The organism is Thalassospira australica (assembly GCF_044790785.1).
GTDB classification, from domain to species: domain Bacteria; phylum Pseudomonadota; class Alphaproteobacteria; order Rhodospirillales; family Thalassospiraceae; genus Thalassospira; species Thalassospira australica_A.
Genome location: NZ_CP085258.1, coordinates 1788279 through 1809977 on the forward strand (window position 1 = coordinate 1788279; position 21699 = coordinate 1809977).

Annotated in this window: 20 protein-coding genes; 8 read left to right on the forward strand and 12 right to left on the reverse strand. The window is 54.6% G+C overall.

The window, feature by feature from the left end; all coding sequences use genetic code 11:
- Positions 1–168: 168 nt before the first annotated feature.
- Positions 169–855: a GGDEF domain-containing protein gene (locus tag LG297_RS08615; protein WP_404426502.1), complete on the reverse strand. Its 687-nt coding sequence runs from the start codon at positions 853–855 to the stop codon at positions 169–171.
- A 149-nt stretch (positions 856–1004) separates the two neighbouring features.
- On the opposite strand from LG297_RS08615, the gene LG297_RS08620 reads away from it, so the two are divergent.
- Entirely contained in the window at positions 1005–1322 is a 318-nt protein-coding gene (locus LG297_RS08620; protein WP_404426503.1) for a DUF5818 domain-containing protein, read from the forward strand.
- Positions 1323–1429: 107 nt separating this feature from the next.
- Entirely contained in the window at positions 1430–1663 is a 234-nt protein-coding gene (locus LG297_RS08625) for a hypothetical protein (RefSeq protein ID WP_404426504.1), read from the forward strand.
- A 259-nt stretch (positions 1664–1922) separates the two neighbouring features.
- Here the strand turns inward: LG297_RS08625 and LG297_RS08630 are convergent, their stop codons facing one another.
- The 10 genes from LG297_RS08630 to LG297_RS08675 all read right to left on the reverse strand — a co-directional run bounded on the left by LG297_RS08630 (position 1923) and on the right by LG297_RS08675 (position 13100).
- Entirely contained in the window at positions 1923–2588 is a 666-nt protein-coding gene (locus LG297_RS08630) for an SDR family oxidoreductase (RefSeq protein ID WP_404426505.1), read from the reverse strand.
- 42 nt (positions 2589–2630) lie between these two features.
- Complete coding sequence (locus LG297_RS08635; RefSeq protein WP_404426506.1) at positions 2631–3797, reverse strand: CynX/NimT family MFS transporter; 1167 nt, start codon at positions 3795–3797, stop codon at positions 2631–2633.
- Between the two features lie 176 nt (positions 3798–3973).
- Complete coding sequence (locus LG297_RS08640; protein WP_404426507.1) at positions 3974–4714, reverse strand: SDR family oxidoreductase; 741 nt, start codon at positions 4712–4714, stop codon at positions 3974–3976.
- Positions 4715–4814: 100 nt separating this feature from the next.
- Positions 4815–5963 carry an alkene reductase gene (locus LG297_RS08645; RefSeq protein ID WP_404426508.1) on the reverse strand — a complete coding sequence of 383 codons (1149 nt, stop codon included), beginning with the start codon at positions 5961–5963 and terminating at the stop codon, positions 4815–4817.
- Between the two features lie 140 nt (positions 5964–6103).
- Positions 6104–7567 carry an aldehyde dehydrogenase family protein gene (locus tag LG297_RS08650; RefSeq protein WP_404426509.1) on the reverse strand — a complete coding sequence of 488 codons (1464 nt, stop codon included), beginning with the start codon at positions 7565–7567 and terminating at the stop codon, positions 6104–6106.
- Positions 7568–7707: 140 nt separating this feature from the next.
- The gene (locus LG297_RS08655; RefSeq protein WP_404426510.1) at positions 7708–8010 is read right to left on the reverse strand and encodes a DUF1330 domain-containing protein; all 303 of its coding nucleotides are present in this window, start codon (positions 8008–8010) and stop codon (positions 7708–7710) included.
- Positions 8007–8693 (reverse strand): type 1 glutamine amidotransferase domain-containing protein, encoded by a 687-nt coding sequence (locus LG297_RS08660; RefSeq protein WP_404426511.1) that lies wholly within the window; start codon positions 8691–8693, stop codon positions 8007–8009. The genes LG297_RS08655 and LG297_RS08660 overlap by 4 nt, the downstream gene beginning before the upstream one ends.
- Positions 8694–8846: 153 nt before the next feature.
- Positions 8847–9452, reverse strand: a complete 606-nt coding sequence (locus LG297_RS08665; protein WP_404426512.1) for a TetR/AcrR family transcriptional regulator — start codon at positions 9450–9452, stop codon at positions 8847–8849.
- Between the two features lie 492 nt (positions 9453–9944).
- Entirely contained in the window at positions 9945–10715 is a 771-nt protein-coding gene (locus LG297_RS08670) for an SPOR domain-containing protein (RefSeq protein WP_404426513.1), read from the reverse strand.
- On the reverse strand, positions 10716–13100 hold the full coding sequence (locus LG297_RS08675) for a Lon protease family protein (RefSeq protein ID WP_404426514.1): 2385 nt from the start codon (positions 13098–13100) through the stop codon (positions 10716–10718).
- A gap of 227 nt (positions 13101–13327) precedes the next feature.
- Here LG297_RS08675 and LG297_RS08680 point away from each other — a divergent pair, with 227 nt between their 5' ends.
- Positions 13328–14212 (forward strand): hypothetical protein, encoded by an 885-nt coding sequence (locus LG297_RS08680; RefSeq protein ID WP_404426515.1) that lies wholly within the window; start codon positions 13328–13330, stop codon positions 14210–14212.
- 25 nt (positions 14213–14237) lie between these two features.
- Here the strand turns inward: LG297_RS08680 and LG297_RS08685 are convergent, their stop codons facing one another.
- The gene (locus LG297_RS08685) at positions 14238–15680 is read right to left on the reverse strand and encodes a PLP-dependent aminotransferase family protein (RefSeq protein ID WP_404426516.1); all 1443 of its coding nucleotides are present in this window, start codon (positions 15678–15680) and stop codon (positions 14238–14240) included.
- Between the two features lie 139 nt (positions 15681–15819).
- Here LG297_RS08685 and LG297_RS08690 point away from each other — a divergent pair, with 139 nt between their 5' ends.
- The 5 genes from LG297_RS08690 to LG297_RS08710 all read left to right on the forward strand — a co-directional run bounded on the left by LG297_RS08690 (position 15820) and on the right by LG297_RS08710 (position 21583).
- Positions 15820–16044, forward strand: coding sequence for a DUF1127 domain-containing protein (locus LG297_RS08690; protein ID WP_404426517.1), 225 nt, complete (start codon positions 15820–15822; stop codon positions 16042–16044).
- Between the two features lie 116 nt (positions 16045–16160).
- Positions 16161–17129: a threonine dehydratase gene (locus LG297_RS08695; RefSeq protein WP_404426518.1), complete on the forward strand. Its 969-nt coding sequence runs from the start codon at positions 16161–16163 to the stop codon at positions 17127–17129.
- Positions 17126–18559 carry a pyridoxal phosphate-dependent decarboxylase family protein gene (locus LG297_RS08700; protein WP_404426519.1) on the forward strand — a complete coding sequence of 478 codons (1434 nt, stop codon included), beginning with the start codon at positions 17126–17128 and terminating at the stop codon, positions 18557–18559. The genes LG297_RS08695 and LG297_RS08700 overlap by 4 nt, the downstream gene beginning before the upstream one ends.
- Positions 18560–18604: 45 nt before the next feature.
- The gene (locus tag LG297_RS08705) at positions 18605–19432 is read left to right on the forward strand and encodes a PhzF family phenazine biosynthesis protein (protein WP_404426520.1); all 828 of its coding nucleotides are present in this window, start codon (positions 18605–18607) and stop codon (positions 19430–19432) included.
- A gap of 279 nt (positions 19433–19711) precedes the next feature.
- Positions 19712–21583, forward strand: a complete 1872-nt coding sequence (locus LG297_RS08710) for an SLC13 family permease (RefSeq protein WP_404426521.1) — start codon at positions 19712–19714, stop codon at positions 21581–21583.
- Positions 21584–21699 lie beyond the last annotated feature (116 nt).

A 21699-nucleotide genomic window follows, 5' to 3' on the forward strand; every position in this document is an offset into this window, starting at 1 on the left:
ACCTACCCCCCGAAAGCTTCGGATATGTTCCGAAGTCGTCTTTATCCCGTTCCTTTTAAATAGCGATCATAAGGGGGAATATGAAGGAAAAGCACTTAATAAACAAAAAATGCCTGTCGATACCGGGTATGGGGATCTGGCAGGAGGTTTCAGGCCGGATAATCGTGTTCAGGCCGCGTTGTGGCTGCTTTGGGGAAGGGCGCGTTTTGCATGTTTGTTCGCATACATCGCATCATCGGCCTGTTTCAGAAGATCGGTGATGTCGCTGTCGGCATGATAAACGGTAAAGCCGAAGCTGGCCCGGATTGGAAGGGCCGCGCCCTGCCAGATCAGCGGGAAACGGGCCGTTGCCTTTTCAAGGTCCCTGATCCGTGGTTCGGCGACTTCGGGATTGCTGCCAACCATCAGAATGGCAAATTCATCGCCGCCAAAACGGGCGACAAAATCATCGGCCCGTGTATGGGTGCGAAGGTTCTGGGCGAAATGGCGCAGGATCGCGTCGCCTGCCGCATGACCGTGATGGTCATTGATCAGCTTGAACCCGTCCAGATCGGCAATCACCAGAAGTCCGTTTTCCTGATAGCGCGCGGCCCGCGCCATGGCTTCGCGAGTACGGCGCAGGAAACCGCGACGGTTATAAAGACCGGTCAGTTCGTCGGTCTCGACCATCTGTTCAAGCTGCCGTATACGGTTCTGTTGCTGATCAAGGCGGTTTTGCATATCGCGGGCAAGATCGACAAGCGTTGCAAACGCATCTGTGCTTTCGGTTTCAACGGTCGCACGGGTATTGGCATCCGTACGCGGTTGAAATTCGTCAGCCAGCTGTTTCAAAAGCTCTAGATGCGAGTTGTTCATCTTCGATCTTGTTATCAATGACAATACGAACTGAAACGCGTAAAACGTTTCCAACGATCCTTTTTAAAATCCAGTGCGTTACAACATCCTTAACGAGGGACATAAGGTTTTGTGACGATAAGAACCCGCACGAGCACAGGAGAACGATAATGAAAACCGGATTTGGCGCTGTTTCAGGCAAGTTTGCCGCGATCCTGACCGTCGGAATGCTGTTGTCGGCATGTTCGGCATTTCAAAAAGAAAATGTGACCATGTCCGGCGAAATCACCGATAATGGTCGGGAATGCGTTACTTTCCGGGCCGAAGACGGCACGCTTTACGCCTTGGCGAACAAGGCAACCCGATTCCGCCCCGGCGACAAGGTTCGTGTGACCGGCCACGGCGCATTGATGACGACCTGCACCGAAGCCGAAACGCTGATCGTCGACAAGATCGTGCTGCTGGGCGGGGAAGACAACCAGGACTAATCAACATTTAATTGATCGGATTCCCAAAGCGGCCCAATTTTGATTCACTGTCGCCGTTTTAACGGTCGGTGAAGAAGGGATGAACCGCAGCCACTCTATGGATGGAAATGTCGATTCAGCCTAGTCTGTTTCTCTACCGGTTCATTGAAATCAAAGGCTTCACGCTGCTCGAGTACCTCGACAAATATCCCGAAATCCTTGCTGAAATGACCCCGCTGGTAGCCAATGGAGCAATTAAATATAGAGAGCAATTCGTCGAAGGTTTTGAAGAAATTCCGGAAAACTTCCTACAGCTATTTGCGGGTGGTAATAGTGGAAAATTGATTGCGAAAGTCGGGTAACGCCCTGATTCATCAAGATCGCGCCCTGTCGGGACGGAAACCGTCAAACAACAATTCTTGTCCCGGACAGGCGCGAATTTTTCACAAAACTATTCTCACACTATGTCAAACACGGAACGCCATCATGTGGCAGAACGGGTCTTGCCTGTTGTTCCCATAAATATCCTTGGAAACCTGAACGAAACGGCATGACTATTGGAAGGTTTCTGCCCTGACAACGTTCGAAGTTGTCGGGGTTCTGATCCCTTTGATTCGTCGCTCACTGTCGCTTGGCATTCTTGAACGTATCGATTGCAGCCTCGACTGCAATGTTTCCACCAGTCACTTCTATGATCTCCCGATTAAGTTCAGGGGTTCGCAGTAGTGCTGTAATCGTTGTCGCAAGGTCGTCTCGGGCGATCTGCGTGTGAATTTTGGCGAGGCCAAGATCGACCCGTCCCGTGCCTGGCTCGTTCGTCAGTGCAGAGGGACGCACAATTAACCAATCGAGATCAGTTCGTACCAATTCGGTCTCTGCTCTTTTTTTCTCGACCATATAATGTTCGAACGACGCATTCATGTGCCGTTCGCGCCATGCTTCAGGAAAGACGGAGACCAGTATGAAGCGGCGTATACCTGCTCGTTTCGCTGCTGCAGCCAACTTGCCCGGTCCGTTGCCATCAACCTGTGTCGTGGCCTCTGGTCCCCCTTTCCCACCCGCTCCAGCGCTGTAGACCACGGCATCGCATCCGAGCATTTTTTCAGCCAGTTCGTCGACGGACATCGCGACCACGTCGCCCATCGTCGTCTGGATTCCGTTGGCGGCCAGGGCCTCGGCCTGTTCTGGTTTTCGTACGAGACCGACGGGTTCATCCCCCGACCTGGCAAGCTGTTTTGCTATTCGACGACCAACACCGCCAGCAACACCGATGATAAATATCTTCATTTTGGCTCTCCTTATTGCGCGAAATTATCTTGGGTCAGGCTGTCACCTGGCAGTCTGGCGATGATGGTATGGCTGAAGAAGTGGCGTGGTAGCGAGCATCGCTGCACTCACCGCGACAAGAACCCACAAAGGCATATGGAACGTACCGGTCAGGTCGCGAAGAAAACCAACCAGTACCGGTCCGGTAGCGCCGATAAGATAGCTTACCATCATGACAAAAGCGTTCCACGCAGTTGCCTCTCCGTCTGTTTTGGCGTTGTCGAGTGGCAAGGTCATTGACAGTGTGAACGCGCCGCCGGTGCCGAATGCGGCGAGTGATATGGCAACCAGCGGAAAAACATCCGGTGCAACGGCTATCCAGATAGAGCCAGCCAGGCTGATGGCGGCCCCCAGTGCAAGGTATAAACGCCTGTCTTCGTTGCGGCTGATTGCGCCGAATAAAGGGTTTGCAGCCATAAATGCCAAGGTAAAGCAGGCCAGTATCACACCGGCTGATGACGAGGAATACCCAAGGTCGACATAGACTGGCGCGATCCAGGATATGTAGCTATAGAACATCACATTATTGAGGGCAAAGAACGTAGCCACAAACCAAGCTGTACGGTTGCGCACCGGCAGCTTTGAGCTGGATATTTTTGTATTCAGTCGGGGAGTCTTTCTACCGCGCCTTTCAATATGGATCCAGGCAATGACGCCAAGGATTGCCGGTATGGCCCAAGCCCCGGCAGGCACGCGCCAGGAGCCGAAAAGATCGGTCAGAATGCCTGTCGCGCTGGCCGCAAACGTACTGCCCAGTGACAAGGCCATGGCATAGATTCCCATTAACATGGCAACGCGGCTAGGAAAGCTCTCCTTGACAAAACCGGGTGCGAGAGCACCGGCAATCGCAATGCCCACACCGACTGCTGCGGTGGCAACAAACAGGACGGTTGCCGATTCCGACACGGCCCGGCCGGTGGTTGCGACTGCGAGCAAGAAAAGGGCGGCAATGATTGCAAGATCCCGGCCGAAGCGGCGGGAGAGCCACGGTGTAGGCAGCGCGAGCAGCCCCATTAATAAGGTGGGGATGGCAGTTAGCAACGATGCCTGGGTATGTGAAAGTGCAAAGTCATTGATCATGTCGGGCAGGATCGGGCCGATTGATACGATTGCGGGCCGAAGTCCCAGCGCGATAAGGATCAGGCAGACAATTCCGATACCAAGCGGCATCCGCGCACCCGGCACAATGCCGGGTGCCTCTTCGGTAACGGTAAGCGTGGAGAGGGGGGGCACGCAGGAGTACTTAACTCTGTGCACCTGACGACCTTCGAGGTCACTGACATCTTGCGTTCCAATCATTCAATTCCGAAAGGTGGCGTGATGACAACGACACGCCGGTTAGAGTTTTAGAACTGCTGGCTGGTTGGCCGCAGTTCAATTGCGTTGATGTCGACGTTTGCGGGTTGTTCGATTGCAAATGCAATCGCGCGTGCGACCGACGACGCAGGAATTGCGTTCTTATAGAAATCAAGCACGGTGTCTTTGGCGGTCCCCGACGTGCCAAGTTTGAGATCGCTTTCAACCGCGCCTGGCTCAATTGAGGTTACGCGCACTTTTTCGCCGACTTCCTGGCGCAGGCCTTCGGAGATCGCGCTGACAGCGAACTTGGTGCCCGAATAGACAGTCCCGCCTGGTGCGAACACCTTGATGCCAGCGACCGAACTCAAGTTAATGATGTGACCGCTTTCCTGTGCAAGAAAACGCGGCAGTGCGGCCGCAATACCATAAAGGACACCCTTGAGATTCACGTCGATCATCTGGTCCCATTCATCGGTGTTTACCTCCGACATGGGGCGGATCGGCATTAGCCCGGCGTTGTTGATCAATACGTCGAGTTTTCCAAAGTCGGTGATCACATTCGCAACCACGGCCTCGACCTGGTTTTTGTCGGTCACGTCCAAGGCATAGGCTTTGGCAATGCCGCCGGCTGCCTCAATCTCGGCTACGACATTATCAAGCTTGTCTTTCCGACGGGCTGCGACAGCGACCTTGGCGCCGCGTTCAGCAAGCAATTGTGCGGTTACGGCACCCAGGCCGGTGCTGCCACCGGTTATCAGGACGACTTTTCCTTTTATTCCTTCGTTCATTTCTATCTCCATATCCATACGTCGGGGGTTTGTTTGGGGAACATCCCGTCAATGAGCTTTCGCCAGAGTTTCTGGGGCGCGTCTCATTGACGGGAATATGTCAAATCGCTGTTTTGAGTGCCGGAACCTTGTAGGTTGGGTAATCGGTGAACCCTTTTTCGGCACCGCCATACAGTGTGGCGGGGTCAAGCTGGTTCAGCGGCCAGTCGTTGGCGATACGCTCTGGCAGATCAGGATTGGCGATGAAAGTTCGGCCAAATGCGATCATATCTGCCAGCCCCGTCTCAAGCAGGCGTGCGCCGCGTTCAACGGTGTATTTTCCGGCATAGATGACACGGCCGGAATAGGTGTCACGCACAGCCTGACGAAAGGTCATCGGCAGATCGGGAGCATTTTCCCAGTCAGCTTCAGCGATCGATAGATAGGCGACACCAGCATCTTCAAGTATCTTGATTGCCTCGATGTAGGTGTTGTGCGGATCTGTTTCGACGAGACCGATATAGACTCGGTCCTGGTCGGTGGTCTCAAACAGTGGTGTGAAACGCACACCCATTCGATCAGCACCGATCACATCGGCTACGGCATCGACAATCTCGCGCAGGAAACGAAGTCGGTTCTCTAGCGAGCCACCATATTCGTCGGTGCGGGTATTGGCATGCTCCGAGATGAATTGATTGACCAGATAGCCATTTGCACAGTGCAGTTCCACACCATCGAAGCCGGCCTCAATCGCATTGCGCGCAGCTTGGGCATATAAACCCACCAGTTCCTTGATCTCTGGTACGCTCAGTGCGCGGGGCTGCGGTGGCAAGACGAGCTTGCCTTCACCTGGCGCGGTTTCGATGAATGCTTTCACCTTCTCCGGTGTGATCGCCGATGGGGCGACCGGAGCTTCTCCATTGGGTTGTAGCGCATGGTGCGAGACACGGCCGACATGCCAGAGCTGGGCGAAGATGACGCCACCTTCTTCATGCACGGCATTCGTGACCTTGTGCCACCCCTTGATCTGTTCTTTGGTGTAAATGCCAGGCGTCCAGGAATAGCCCTGCCCGCGCGGTTCAATCTGGGTGCCTTCGGTTACCATGAAGCCCGCACTTGCGCGCTGACGGTAATATTCGGCCATGAGGTCGGTTGCAGTATCACCCGGCTGGGCCGCGCGTTGGCGGGTCAGGGGCGGCAGAACGATACGGTTGGCCAGTGTATGGCAGCCTAACTGTACCTGATTGAAGTAAATCTGATTGGATGTCATTTCATGTCTCCATCTCATCTATGCGGGCGCACTTCGGCCCTCGCTCCGAACGAGAGGGTTCTGGAGCCGTTGTTTTTTAAAAGATGATGGGGGGGGCTTACAGGACGGCTCCTGTTGGAGCCGTCCTGATGAGAGACCGCTTACTTGTGGATCAACACAGTTTTCGGGTTCGTGAAGAGCAGACGGCCCTCATGGCCTTGCTCGGTTCCGATGCCCGACTGTTTGACACCACCAAACGGGATATCGACGCCCTGGGTGTGGATCTCGTTGACCCAGACCATGCCGGCTTCTATCCGGTTGGCGACTTCGACAGCAACCTTGGTGTCGCGGCCCCAGACCGAACCGCCAAGACCCCAGATTGAGTCGTTTGCGCGGTTCACTGCATCGTCCACATCGTCATAGGCGATGATCGGAACGATTGGACCAAACTGTTCTTCCTGAACGATCTTGCTGTCCTCGGGCGGATTATCAACGACGGTGATCGGGAAGAAATAGCCTGACTGGTTTTCGTCGATCTCGCCGCCGAGGACAATCTTCTGGCCATTGGCCTTGATGTCGTCGAGGAAGGTTTTCAGTTTGTCGAACTGCATCTTGTTCTGGACCGGGCCGACACCAACTTCCGGATCAAGACCATCGCCAACTTTTACCGTTTTGGCATAGTCGACAAATGCCTTCACGAAGTCAGCATGGAACGAGCGGTGAACATAAAGACGTTTAATGCCTACGCACCACTGACCCTGATGGCCCAGTGCTCCCCAGAAGAGTTGAGGAATGATTGTTTTGTAATCAGCGTCGGGCAGAACAATGGCTGCATCGTTGCCACCCAATTCCAGGGTTACGCGTTTGACCGTTCCCGCTGCGGCACGAAGGACGTGCTTGCCGGTCTCGGTTGACCCGGTAAAGCTGATCTTCGCGATATCCGGGTGATTGGTCAGTTGCGGGCCAAGTTCATCGAGGCCCGTGACGACAGACAGTACGCCTGCCGGAAGGACGCTTTGTGCGATTTCACCGAAACGCAGCGCTGTCAACGGCGTGAAAGGTGTCGGCTTGAGCACGAACGTATTACCGGTGATCAATGCAGGTGCGATCTTCCACAAGGCGAGCAATACCGGGAAGTTCCACGGCGTAATGCCGCCGACCACGCCAAGGGGGACGTGATGCAGTTCGACGATATGAGAGTCATTTTCCTCGACGATTTCGACGGGAACGCGACGGTTGGCAATCTGGCGGATATATGAAATCGCCTGATCAACTTCGGGTGCGGCCATCGTTTCGAGTGGTTTACCCTGCTCAAGAGTCAGGAGGCGGACCAGATCGTCACGATTTTCCTGAAGTGCATCGGCATAGGAATTCAAATAGACCTGACGTGCGTCATAGCTGAGCGCGGACCAGTCCTTGAAAGCGGCTTTGGCTGCTGCGATTGCATCATCAAGCTGCTCGGCACTGGCGGCAGGTGCTTTGGCGAAAACTTTGCCTGTTGACGGGTTGATGACATCAAAGGTGTTCTTCGCTTCAACCAGTTTACCTGCTATAGTAAGATAAAAGGTACCAGTGAAGAAATTGTTGCTGGAGGTCGGCTGGCCGACTGTGGTAATGGCATTCATGATACTGCTCCTTGCGGTGTTTCGGGCTGGCGCTAGTTGAAAATCATTTTCGCCAGTCCGGAGTTAGAGGACGCGACATGCGGCCCCTGCTTGGCGGGCAGTCACTGTTGGCGCAGTGCCTGCCCGCAAATTTAGTGACGTTATTGTTCCTGGGCGTCGGTTCCCTCAACGAGATACATCTTGCCCGTGCTGCCCTGCAGACGATGAGGGCGTGCTGCTTGATATTCCCGGCTCATATACCAGGCGCGTGCTTCGGCCATTGAGGGAAACTTCAGGATCGCCAACCCGTCGACCGGTGCGCCCTCAAGCACCTCATGGGCACCATAGAAGGCCAGAGGCTCGAGCGGGTGGGCTTCTCGCGCCGCAGGTGTATGTTCCCGGTAACGCTCAAGAGCTTGGTCATCGGTTACCGTTTCCCGAACGAAGATGACATAGGCGCTCATGACGATACCTTCAGCGCTTCAATCAAACGCTCGGCCGCACTGGTGGACGATGCCGGGTTCTGGCCGGTGATGAGCAACCCGTCCTGAACAACATAGGACGCCCAGTCTGGTCCGTTGGAATAGACACCGCCCTTGGCCTTCAGTTCGTCCTCGACGAGGAACGGGACGACATCGGTAAGACCGACGGCAGCTTCTTCGGTATTGGTAAAGCCTGTGACTTTCTTGCCCTCTACCAGTGCGCGGCCGTCAGCGGTTTTCACGTGACGCAACACGCCTGGTGCATGGCAGACAAGTGCGACGTGTTTGTTCGCAGCGATGAAGCTTTCGATCAGACCGGACGAGTCCTTGCTTTCGGCCAGATCCCAAAGCGGGCCATGTCCTCCGGGATAGAAGACCGTATCAAAGTCCTCGGCAGAAACCTCTGCCAGCTTTACGGTGTTAGCGAGTGCTTTGTTCGCTTCGGCATCCGCCTCGAAACGGCGGGTTGCGTCGGTCTGGAAGTCAGGCTCGTTACTCTTGGGATCAAGCGGCGGCTGGCCACCGTTCGGCGAGGCGAGCGTGATCTGGTAGCCAGCCTCCTTGAATACGTAATAGGGGGCGGCAAGTTCCTCAAGCCAGAAGCCGGTTTTACGGCCTGTATTGCCGAGCTGATCGTGCGATGTCAGAACCATAAGGACCTTCATGTTTATTCTCCTTCGGTAAAAATCTGCTGCGGTGTCATTGCCGCGTGTTGCGATAAAGTTAGGTGGTGTAGGCGTGTCTTTCGTGCGCTTGCGATGTTAAATTAGACCGGTCGTCTACAAAGAGTCAAATAAAATTATGACTCCTATTCATTTTTAATTCCCCGACAGCATCTGATCGGTTGCGGCCATCGCCGCGTCGAAAGGGCTTGGGTTACGGGCGATTTTGGTCATGATGCTCGCACCAAGCCAGAGCTGGTATAGCGTTTCGGCCAGATCGTAGGGATTGCGTGTGCTCTTGATCGAGCCATCCGCCAACCCTTGTTTGACGACCTTGGATAGTCGGCCGATGATCGCTGATGTACCATTTTTCAGCGCGATTCGCATGTCCTCGGAAATGTCTGATACCTCTGCGCCAAGCTTGACCGCAAGGCATTTTCCGCACGGGTCTTCGCTTTCCTGATTGTTCTTCCAGAAGCGCCAATAGTTCGCCAGTCGCGAGCGGGCGGGCACATTTTCGTCGGCGAGTAATGCGTCGAGCTCGGTCAAATACTTGCTAAAGTAGTGCTCTAGCAGGTCGCGGCCGAAAGCCTCTTTCGAAGAAAAATAATAATAGAACGAACCTTTCGGGACGCTCGCACCGGCCAGGATCTCGTTCAAGCCCACGCCAGAAAAGCCGCGCGCGGCGATCAACCGTTGGGCGGTATCAAGGATGTGAGACTTTACATCGGTGGCTTTGTCAGGCTTCGCTGCGGCAGGCATCATTTTTTCCAATTAATATACGACTGGTCTATTTTTTATATGATGTTTGACTGTATCGGTCAAGGGCGAAAGTGAGGAAGTCGATATCGTGAGGTCTCGGTTTGGTCTAACTTCTTGACTTTCGTGGGTGAGTTTCGTTTGCGGCTATCGGCTTTTCTGTCATATGACAAAAATTCCCTGAGCTATCTTCGACTAGGCAGAATCGATATTTCCATCCATAGAGTGGCTAGTGGCTGCGGCGAGATATATACCAGATAGTGGCAGACCTTGCGGTCATATCTTGTAGCCCCGTCTACGCCAGTGTTTGAGCTTGTTGAACGTCCGCTCGACAACGTTTCTGTGCTTATAAATTTCCTTGTCGTATTCCTGCTGCACCACCGGTCCCCCTTACCGGGAATGATGGATGCAATTCTTCTCCACTGACCGTTAAAACGGCGACAGTGAATCAAAGTTGGCCGCTTTGGGAAATCCCATCAGTCCTAGGGTGAAAATTCAACGATCCGGTGTTGCAAAGCAATCTGTGCCGTCAGCCAAAAGCTGGCGGCATTTTGTTTCGGCACTGATCATGTCGGCAAATCCGCCAAGTCGTAACCGGTGGAATATGCCTTTGGTTCCCAGATCGGCGGTCGTAAGGCTGCGCGGATGGGATTCTACCAGATCAGGATAACGGATCATGAAGCTTGCCCAATAGGTTTGGGCGCTGATCGTGTCGTGAAATGCGCCAAGCTGGATCGCAAAAAGATCGCCGTCCATACCGGTTTCAGTTCCAGCGCTTGAGACAACCACTGTGACAGGTGCAGATGCCGACCCTTTTCCCGCACGAGATGTTGCCTCTATTGCGTGTTTTCCTGAAACGGATTTTGTCACAGCGTCGCGCCGGACGGAGGTTGCGCGCGATGGCGCACGCTTTATCCCCTGTTTTTCCATCCGGTATTGCTCGGCAAGGCTGGGACGGTCTGTATCCTCAAGCATAACTGGCTGGGCCGGGATGGTGCCGGGCAGAAGGCTGAAGGGGCGATTGACCGGCGGTGAGGGGGTGCTGGCATGAACCGGAAGGTCGGTCGGGATCGCATTCAGACCGGATTTCATTTCTTCGGTTTGCGAAACTGTCATATCAGAAGCGCCGCTTCTGCCGATATATTGAGCACCGCCGTGATCCATCATCAGCAGCAGAAAAAGACCGGCGGCAATGCATCCTGTCGATGTTCTGGCCGCATAGGGCCAGCGCATGCGTCGGACAGGGAGCATTGCCGTCTGCAACATTTATTGCTCCGTCCATGCCGGGAAGGCATGGCGTTCACGCAGGATGCGATCATTCTGGCGCAAGCGTTCCATCGCCTTGCCATAAACGCTGTCGGCGGTGTATTGGCCTTCTGGATGATCGCCGCATGGCTTGCCTGCCAGCAATTCAATAGCGTCGTTGATATGTTCGACCGTCCAGATATTGAATTTGCCCTGACGGATCGCCTGAACGACTTCTTCACGCAACACGACGTTTTCGGCATTGGCAAGCGGGATGATCACGCCCTGGTCGCCGGTAAAACCCTGATCGGCGCAAATGCGATAGAACCCTTCGATCTTGTGCGAAATGCCGCCCACAGGCTGGGCCTGACCGAACTGGTTCATTGATCCGGTGACGCCGATATTCTGGCGCATCGGGATGTTGGAAATCGCCGAAATGATCGCACAAAGTTCGGCCATGGATGCAGAATCTCCCTCGATCCCGCCATAGTTCTGTTCAAATGTGACATTGCACGCAAAAGATAACGGGAATTCCTGCGCAAAGCGCGATTTCAGGAAGCCTTCGATCGTCATGACCGATTTCTGTTGCAGGGGCCCCGACATATCAACCATGCGTTCGATATTCAGAACCCCGAGGCTGCCGACATAGGATCGGGCCGAAACACGCGCGGGCAGGCCAAAGGCATGATCGCCATAATCCAGAACGGTTAGCGCGTTGACTTGCCCAACGACCGCGCCATAACTGTCGATCAGGATTTCGCGACGCTGAACCCGTTCGTGGGACCGGTCTTCAAGGCGACTGTTGCGATGACGGCGTTCTTCAATGGCGCGTCTGACATCGGCCGCCCGGATGCTGCTTCGCTTGTCAGTCTTGGCCAGTGCGCCTGCTTCGATGGCAACATCTTCGACCCGCTCGATCTGTGCGGTCAGCTTGTCGCGTTCCCCGGCCCAGCGTGCCGCCTGACCCAGCAATTGCCGGATCGCCCCGTTATCAAGCGGGATGCCGGTCCGTGACAGGGCAGAATCGCGCAGTAACCCGGTATAGATCGAAATGTTGCGACCTGCGGCGGGCATATCGGCATCGATATCGGCCTTGACCCGGAAATGGTTGCGAAAATCAACATCCAGCGAGAAGAAGGTATAGTAATATTTGGGGGCCCCGACGATGACGACCTTGACATCAAGCGGGATCGGGCGCGGTTCCGGCGCGCCTGCTGTGGGTGGGCCGGATTTATGGGTTTCCTCGATCCGGATTTCGCCATCGCGAAGGGCTGCTTTCAGGAATGCCCAGCTGTCTTCGTGTTCGACAAGTGATTCCGCACGCAAAACCAGAACGCCACCATTGGCACGATGCAGGGCACCGGGCTTGATCAGGCTGAAATGCGGGTGCATGCCGCCGGCCATCGGACGATACTGGATTTGGCCAAACAGGTTATCGTAGCTTGGGCTTGGCTCCAGAACGACATCTGGATGTTTGTCGCGCGAATGGTCGATCAGAAGATTGACCGCATAACGATCATCGACCGTTTCGGGCATTTTGCCATCACCGCTGTCGATGGCGGGTTGGTCACTGGATTCTTCGAATGCGTCGATATTATCCAGAATGTCTTTTTCAAGTGCTTCGAACCATGCCTTCATGCCCGGCGCGGTAAACTTGTCGCGGATTTTGCGAATGCGTGGTTTCAGAACAACCTTGGCCGCGCCACGGCGCAGCGCATCAAGCGTATCGGCGATCTGTTCTTCAAGATCGCGGGTCGAAAGCAGCGTCTTGCGGGCTTCTTCGGCGACTTCTTCAAATGCATCTTCGGCCTCGGCTCGACGTTCTTTCGGGATTTCGTCCAGTGAAACCGGCTCGCCCTCGTCATTCAGGGCGACAATCATCACGCCTTTTTCGTTTTCCTGAACATCCAGCCCCTTTTCGCGGGCATATTCGCGCAATGCGTCGAATTTCTCGCGAAGTTGTGTTCGGGCTTCTTCGGTCTGGGTCTGGGTTTCGGTCAGGTGAGCGGGGGCGTTGAATGCGGATGCAAATGCCTCGCGCAGGTGTGATACCAGCGTTTCCATCGCATCGGCCAGCTTGCGGCCCTCGCCAGCGGGCAAGGCATAAGGGCGCGGGCGATTGGTGCGCGAAAAATTGTTCAGATATACCCAGTCCTGCGGGGCGGGGCGCTCCTCCATGGCCTTTTTCAGGTAATCGAGCGTTGCGGTCATGCGACCGGCACGATCAAGGCCCAGAACAAAGATGTTAAAGCCCGGCTCAGACATTGAGAGGCCGAACTTCAATGCTTCTGCGGCTCGGTAATGCGATGAGAAATCGAAAATTTCAGGCGACTGGTCTTTGTGCGGGCTGCGAATCCGGAAGTGGGGGAAACCACAATCATCAGCGTCGAGGCGGGAAACTGGCATTTGCTGTCTTTCTGCTGCCCAAAAGGGTGTGATCCGACAGGGGCGTCGATCACGAAATCTTATTTTGGAAGCAACGCGATAGACCGGTCAAGTGCAGCTTGCCGATTTTGCATTTGCAGATGATTGACGCCGGTGCCTCATGCTTCTGTCGACCTTGACGCGGAGAACTGTTGTCCCCATTGATTGAATAGGGACCCAACGAGGCGTTACAAAGGATTTGGGGCAGCATGGGACATTTGTCTCGCATTCGGAGCGGCACAATCTTTGTTTTGTATCTGCTTGCCTCGATTGGCGGGGGTATTGGGGTTTCCGGCGCACAGGAAACCGTCATCACCTATCGCCCGCCGCCAGAAGCCGCCGATAATCATGTTTATCCGCAACGCCTTCTGGCCGAGACCCTTGACCGGACAACAGATCGTTACGGCGATGTGCGCATTGCCCAGGCCTTTGCCACGGTGTCGCGCGACAGAACCAAACTTCTTCTGGAAGAAGGCCGGTATTTGCATGTCATTGCCGAAGTACCAAGGCCGGGCTGGGAAGAGGATCTGATTCCGATTTATATTCCGCTTCGCAAAGGGCTTCAGGGATACCGACTGTTCTTTATAAACCGGGAACTTCAGCCCGTGATGGACAAGGTTGAAACGCTGGATGATTTAAAACGGTTTTCGACCGGATCTGGCGCACAATGGTCGACTACCCTGATCCTTGAAAAGGCTGGGTTCGATGTTGTCACCGGGCATGATTACCAGACAATGTTTGATATGTTCAGCCTGCGTCGTTTCCAGACATTCAGTCGTGGCATCAACGAGATATTTTTTGAATTTGATACCATGTCGGACAAATATCCCGACATGTATATTGAAACCGGGCTAGCCCTGCATGTGCCGTTACCGGTGTATTTTTTCGTAACACCGACAAAGCCGAAACTGGCCGAACGGATCGAGCTTGGCCTGCGCGAAATGATCGCAGATGGCAGTTTCGATCAACTGTTCATGGAATATCACGGCGACCTGATCAGGCGGGCAAATCTTGATAACCGCAAGATTTTTCGCCTTGATAACCCTAATCTGGGCAACCTGACGCCGCTTGCCAATCCGGAATTGTGGTACTGATTGCGTGGTTCTTTAGGGGCAGCCCCTACATTACGACCGTATTGCCAAACTCGCTGGTTTGCAGCAGGCGTTCGACAATCTGAACGCCATGGCGCAGGCGTTCTGTCGATTTTTCGGCACCGAAACAAAGCCTGAGCCCGCGTTTCGGATGCCCGACCGAAAACTGCTGTGCCGCGGTCAGAAGAACACCGTTATTGGCGGCATTCATGACCAGTTCGCCCGGATCGATATGATCGGGCAAGTCGAGCCAGATATGATAATTGGTTGGGTGGAACCGCACATTATAGCCTTTAAGCGTGCCCAGAATGATCGATAACCGTCTTGCCGCTTCCTCGCGGTGCCAGGCTTCGTATCGTTTCAGGCTGCCATCTTCGATCAGGCGGGACACCAGTTCCAGATTGATCGCCGATACCATCCAGCAGGTCGAGCGGATCGCGCTGGCGAGTTTGGCGATCATTTCACCCGGCGCGTGAATATATCCGACGCGAAGGCCGCCACCGATGCTTTTGGAAACCCCGTCCAGATAAATGCTGCGTTCGGGGGCAAAGCATGAAAGCGGCGGCGGCGCGTCGGGATTAAGGAAGTGATAGATGCCATCCTCGATCAGAAGCAGATCATATTTGCGTAGAATTTCGGCGATTTCCATGCGTCGCTGTTGGCTCATTGTGCAGCACAGCGGATTGTGCAGGGTCGGCATCAAGTAGATCGCGCGTGGGTTTTGTGTCCGACAAAGGGCTTCAAGTACGTCCGGAATGATGCCTTCATCGTCCATGGCAACACCGCGCAGACGGAATTGCAGCAGATTGGCAAGGCTGCGCAGATTGGGGTAGGTCAGTTCCTCGCACAGGACCAGATCCCCCGGTCGCACGGTTGCCAGCAATGACACCGTCATGCCGTGCTGAACGCCCGCGGTTGGCAGAACACGTTCCGGGTTGTCATCCAGCCCAAGCGAGCCGGCCATAGACGCAAGCGCGCGCCGGTGACCGGGCATGCCATATTCCGACTTGTAGGTGATCATGTCATCCAGAGGGGTGCATTTGGCGACATCAATCAGGACATTGCGAATATGGTCTTCTCTTGGGGGCAGAGGGCAATTCATGCGGAAATTTATCGGCCCGATATCCTCGTCATCGTCATTTGCCGTTTCGCGGGCCATTTTCCCGATATTGTTACTGAAGTGTCCCGGTGCGGAAACCGTCACCGCCATATCCAGTTCGCTTTGCAAATTGCCCAGCACATATGTGCCACGCCCGACTTCCCCGGCAACAAGACCCAGTCTTTCCGCCTCGCGATACGATCGCGTAATTGTGCCGACGGTAACGCCCAGATGATAGGCAAGATCGCGATGGGTCGGAAGACGGTCGCCGGGTTTGAGTGATCCGTCATTAACCGCGCCGCGGATAGCGTGTGCGATCTGCCGATAAACAGGACCGCTGCCGCCTTCAATGTTTGGAAGCCATATTGTCATGGTGACAATGTTTAAATTGACACAATGTTAATGTCAATGACAAAACAAAATCGGTACAATTAATCGACAGGAGGAAGTGATGGTAAATTGTAACGATACAATCCGGGTTTCCGAACTCAATGTCAAAGGAAACGTACAGATGAACACCGAAGGCGCCGTAAAGGCGACTGACTGGCGTTCTGCTGTTGCCGGCATCGCTGTCTTCGTCGTCGAATATCTTCGCGTCTGGCAGGAACACGCACGCGACCGCAGGATGTTGGAAAAGCTTGATGATAACCTTCTGAAGGATATCGGAATGACGCGATCAGATCTGGATCACGAATTGTCAAAGCCGTTTTGGACAGGGTTCCCCCCGCGCAACTAGATTATGTTGCGCCGAACGGAGGTTCACGCTCCCTCGTGCCTCCGTTCGAACCTTGTCTGGAGTTGTACCAATAATTCACATTCGATTGTACTCATAAACTATCCTGAAGGGTGACAATGTCGTTGTTTACGGTAAACGAACTTCGCGAGGCTGCGGCTTATGTCCACGAGTATGTGGCACCGACGCCGACTATTCGCTGGCCGTTGCTGGATGGGGCGACGGGATTGTCCCTGTATGTGAAACATGAAAACCATACCCGCCTTGGGGCGTTCAAGATTCGCGGCGGGCTGACATTTTGCCGTTATCTGAAAACCTCGCTTGGCGTATCGCGCGGTATCATAAGCGCCACGCGCGGCAATCATGGGCAAAGCCTTGCGCATGCCGCCAGTCAGTCGGGTATTTCGGCAACCATTATCGTTCCGCATGGCAATTCTGTTGAAAAGAACGCAGCGATGCGGGCCTGGGGGGCCGAAGTCATCGAGTATGGCGATGACTTTCAGGACGCAGCCGAATATGCCGCCCAACATGCCGTGGCCGAGGATCTGGTCATGGTGCCGCCATTTCATCCGGAACTTGTGCGTGGTGTTGCGTCATACGGGCTGGAACTGTTTGATGCGGTCAAAAATTTGGATCGGATTTATGTGCCGATTGGCATGGGGTCGGGCATCTGTTCGCTGATTACGGTGCGCGATGCGCTGGGTCTTGATACCGAAATTATCGGTGTTGTTGCGACAGGGGCCGACGCGGTGTTGCAATCCTTCCGGGCGGGCAAGGTGATCACAAAACCAACGGCGAATACGTTTGCAGATGGCGTTGCCTGTCGCAGTCCTGACCCGGCCGCATTTGAAATCATCAAAAACGGTGCGTCAGATATTGTTGCGGTAAGTGATGATCAAATCCGCGATGCCATGCGCCTTTATTTCAGTTCCTGCCACACACTTGCCGAAGGAGCCGGTGCCGTGTCACTGGCGGCGGCAATCGCGGATCGTGAACGCAATATCGGCAAGAAGACAGCCGTCATTCTGAGTGGTGCCAATATTGATCGGGTCGACTATGCCCGCATCCTGAACGGAGATACCCAATGAGCCGCCCGTTAAATCGTGCCGAAAGCAGCCCCACTGCAACACCGGCGCGTCATCTGATGTTTGATGATCTTGAACAGCTTGACCAGATACTGGCCGCAACCAGCGATATGGCACGCGACTTTGTTCAGGGTGCGGATGACACGGATGTAACCTGCCGCGACTTTTCTGCCTTTGATCCCTCGCGCCCGATGCCGGGGCAGGGTCGCGGTACGCTTGATGCGCTGCGGGCAGCGCAGGAGGAAATTCTGCCGCTGCTCGCCGCATCAATCGGTCCCCGTTATCTTGGTTTTGTGACCGGTGGAACCACGCCGGCTGCCCTTGCCGGTGACTGGTTGACCGGTGCGATTGACCAGAACGCCACCGGACCGGAAGGCAGCGTTACAGCAGCCGTCGAAGAACAGGTCATCAACTGGCTTTGCGAAATGGCCGGGCTGGCGCATGGACGTTTTGACGGTGTTCTGACCACCGGTGCAACGGCATCCAACCTTTTGGGGCTTGTTACCGGGCGTCAATGGTGCGGTCAGCAGATCGGCGTTGATGTGGATGCCGATGGAGCGGGGGTACTGTCAGGTTTTGAAATCTTTGCGGCGAGTCCTCATGCCAGCATGATCAAGGATTTGTCCGTTACGGGGATCGGGCGCAACAATTTTACAAAGGTCGCAACCCGACCGGGGACCGAGGAAACCGATATCGCCGACCTTAAAAAACGGCTTTCGGCCAGTACGGCCAAGGCCAAGCTGGTTATTGCGTCTGCGGGTACGGTGAACGCGACTGATTTTGATGATCTGGTCGCGATTGCCGATTTATGTGCGGCTTTTGGGGCGTGGCTGCATGTCGATGCGGCGTTTGGCATGTTTGCTGCCCTTGATGATCGACGCGCCCATTTGCTCGCGGGGCTTGACCGGGCGGATTCCATCACGTCCGACGGTCATAAATGGCTGAATGTCCCTTATGATTGCGGGATTTTCCTGACACGGCATATCAGGGTGCTTGAAACCAGTTGCCGTGCCTTTGCGCCGTATTTGCAGACGGACGCGGTTGGAAATATGTATATCAATCGCGGGGTGGAAAATTCCCGCCGGTTCCGGGCGTTGCCGCTTTGGCTGGCGATGGTGGCCTATGGGCGTGATGGTTTTGCCGGGATTGTTCGGGCGAACTGTGATCAGGCTGCTGATCTGGCGAAATGGGTGCGTGATCATGAACGACTTGAATTGCTGCGTGAGCCGAAACTAAACGTGACCATGTTTACCGGGCCGGGCAGCGATGATGACAATCGCGCCTTGCTGGCGCGTATAAATGCGACCGGGAAACTGTTCATGACGCCTACGGTTTATGGTGGACGGTTCGGGTTTCGGGCTGCGTTCAGCAACTGGCGGACACGCGATCACGATCTGCAAATCGCCAAGGCTGCGATTGACAGTGTGCTGTAAAGACGCTGTTTGCCGGTATCAACGACTATTCAGGATAAAAGACGCATGAAGACGCTTCCGATTTATCAGATTGATGCTTTCACCAACCGGATGTTTGCCGGTAATCCGGCGGCAGTTGTACCGCTTGATGCCTGGCTGCCAGAGGCGGTGATGCAAAATGTTGCGATGGAAAACAATCTGTCGGAAACAGCCTTTGTGGTGAAACTTGATCCGGCACAGAATGACGGGGCCGATTTTCATATCCGATGGTTCACACCAACGGTCGAAGTGCCGCTTTGTGGTCATGCGACGCTGGCTAGTGCGTTTGTTATTTTCAATATGCTGGGCTTCAAGGGCGATTTGATCAGGCTACAAAGTGCCAGCGGAATTCTGACTGCTCGGCGTGATGACGATATGATTGTGCTTAATTTCCCCAAACAATCGATTGCTCCTGACGATGTTCCGGCGCACGTCCTTGCCGCCATATCCGACGCAATTCCGCGGGGGACCTTCAGGGTTGCCAGCCGGGATACGGATTTTGTCGTGGTTTATGACGATGCATTGGTGGTGCGGAACATGAAACCCGATATGTCGGCGCTGGGGAAGCTTGCCGAACGTGGTGTGATTGTTACCGCACCAGGCGATCAGCCGGGCATTGATATGGTATCGCGATACTTCCTGCCCGCTCTTGGCATCGATGAAGACCCGGTAACCGGCTATATGCATTGCGTCGTTTCGCCATATTGGGCGGAATGCAGCGGTAAATCCAATGTTGTCGGGTATCAGGCATCCAAGCGTGGCGGGATCGTTGATTGTACGATTGATGGGGAACGCGTCTATCTGAAGGGCAATGCACTTTTGTATCTTAAGGGCGAGATTTATCTGCCCGATTGACGGTAGGCAGACGAACGCAAAATGATCGCTTTGATGGCGGGCAGGGTACAATGCTGTCCGCCATTTTTGCAGGCAAAAGGCCGGTTTGGCGGTTCTGTCATCTTCTTCTGACCTACCCAATATCTCGGATGTCGATGAGCAGACGTTTGATTTTTATTGACCTCTTGCGGGGGCTTTCGTCTAAGTAAGGACAAAATACGACTTTCGGGGAATGGACGGGCGATAAAAACGGCCTGCCAAAACCCCGTATCAAAGCGCTGTTGCAGGGGAAGATGGATCGTGATCGATAGTGTTGTCGCCAGTTCTGCGACGCCGTTGCAGATGTGGGTGGTTCTGGCGTTGGTCGCCGGATCGCTGGTCCTGTATGGGCTGGAGCGTATATCGCTTGAGCTGACCAGCATGGCGCTGATTGCCACATTGCTACTGTTCTTCAATTTCTTTCCGCTGTCGGATGCCGATGGCAACAACCTGCTTGATGCGGGCGCGCTGATGTCTGGTTTTGCTAATCCGGCCTTGCTGACAGTGCTTTCATTATTGGTTGTCGGGCAGGGGATGGTGCTGACCGGCGGGGTCAGTTATATCGCTGGTCTGATTACCGAACATGGCGGCAAGAACGCATCGATGGCGATTTTTATCGGCTTGTTTGTCGTGATGTTGATGTCGGCATTCCTGAACAACACGCCCGTCGTTGTTATCTTCATACCAATCATTCAGGCGCTGTCGGAGCGTATTCAGCGTTCGCCCAGTGCGTTGATGATACCGCTGTCCTATGTTGCCATTCTGGGCGGTATGACGACCCTGATCGGGTCTTCGACCAACCTTCTGGTATCAAGTTCGCTGATCGAACTTGGCATGCCGGCACTCGAGTTTTTTGAATTCACGGTGATTGGCAGTGTGCTGGCGCTGGTTGGCTTTTTTTATGTGCTGTTCGTCGCGCCCCGCCTCTTGCCTGCGTTGGCATCAATGCGCAGCAAGCTTACCAACCCGGATAGCAGCGGCAAACAGTTTATTGCCCAGATCACGGTTGGTCCGGCATCGCAGATGATCGGGACCCGTCCAGTGGCCGGGTTCTTTAAAGACCTGCCCAATATTACGATCCAGATGATTGTGCGGCGTGAACATGCCGATCTGCCACCGTTTGACGAAGATATGGAAATTCAGGCCGGTGACGTTCTTGTCGTTGCCGCCACACGCAAGGCCCTGACCGAAGCGTTGCAAAAAGACCCGGGTCTGCTGCATGCCGAGGCCGCAGCCGTCCATGATGGTGCGGAGGAAATCCCGCAGAAATCGACCCAGCTTCTGGCGGAAGTCATGCTGCCGCCGGGGTCGCGTCTGATCGGTTTCAACCTTGAGCAAATCGGTTTCCGCTATCAGTACAAATGTCTGGTTCTTGGCATTCAGCGTCGTTCGCGGATGATCCGTACCCAGATGACCGAAATCCGCCTTGAAGCGGGTGACGTTCTTCTGGTGCAGGGGCGGTCCGAGGATGTCGAGGCGCTACGGACCATTCGCGATGTGGTTTTGCTGGAATGGTCGACGCGCACCTTGCCGCGTCCGTTCCATGCGCGACGTGCTGCCACTATTTTTCTTGGTGTGATTGCCGTTGCCGCGACCGGTCTGGTGCCGATCATGGTTTCAAGTTTCATCGGTGCGGCGCTGATGATTGCGTCGGGTGCGCTTAACCTGCGTCAGGCATCGCGTGCGATTGATCGAAAGATCGTATTACTGGTGGCGGCGGCATTGGCGTTGGGCAATGCATTGCAGCTGACCGGCGGGGCGGAATTCGTTGCCGATCAGTTGCTGGCGGCGACACGCGGGGCACCGGCACCGGTGATCCTGTCGCTGTTCTTCCTGATTGTTGCGGTGTTTACCAATGTTCTGTCGAACAATGCCTGTGCGGTTCTGTTCACGCCTATCGGGATTGGTATGGCCCAGAATCTTGGGGTTGAGCCGCATATCTTTGCCATTGCGGTGGTCATGGCGGCCAACTGTTCGTTTGCATCGCCGGTCGGGTATCAGACCAACCTTCTGGTGATGGGGCCGGGGCATTATCGATTTGTCGACTTCCTCCGCGCCGGGACGCCGTTGATCATCATTTTGTGGCTGGCATTCAGTCTGTTTGCACCGTGGTATTACGACATCCCGTTCTGATCCTTTTTTTGGATGCGCGATTGGCTTATCTGTCATGCAAATGCGGGCAGTTATAATGCGCCAAAGGCGTTTGACTTTTGGGCGTGCAGCAATAGGATCGGGCTCTGATTTTGACG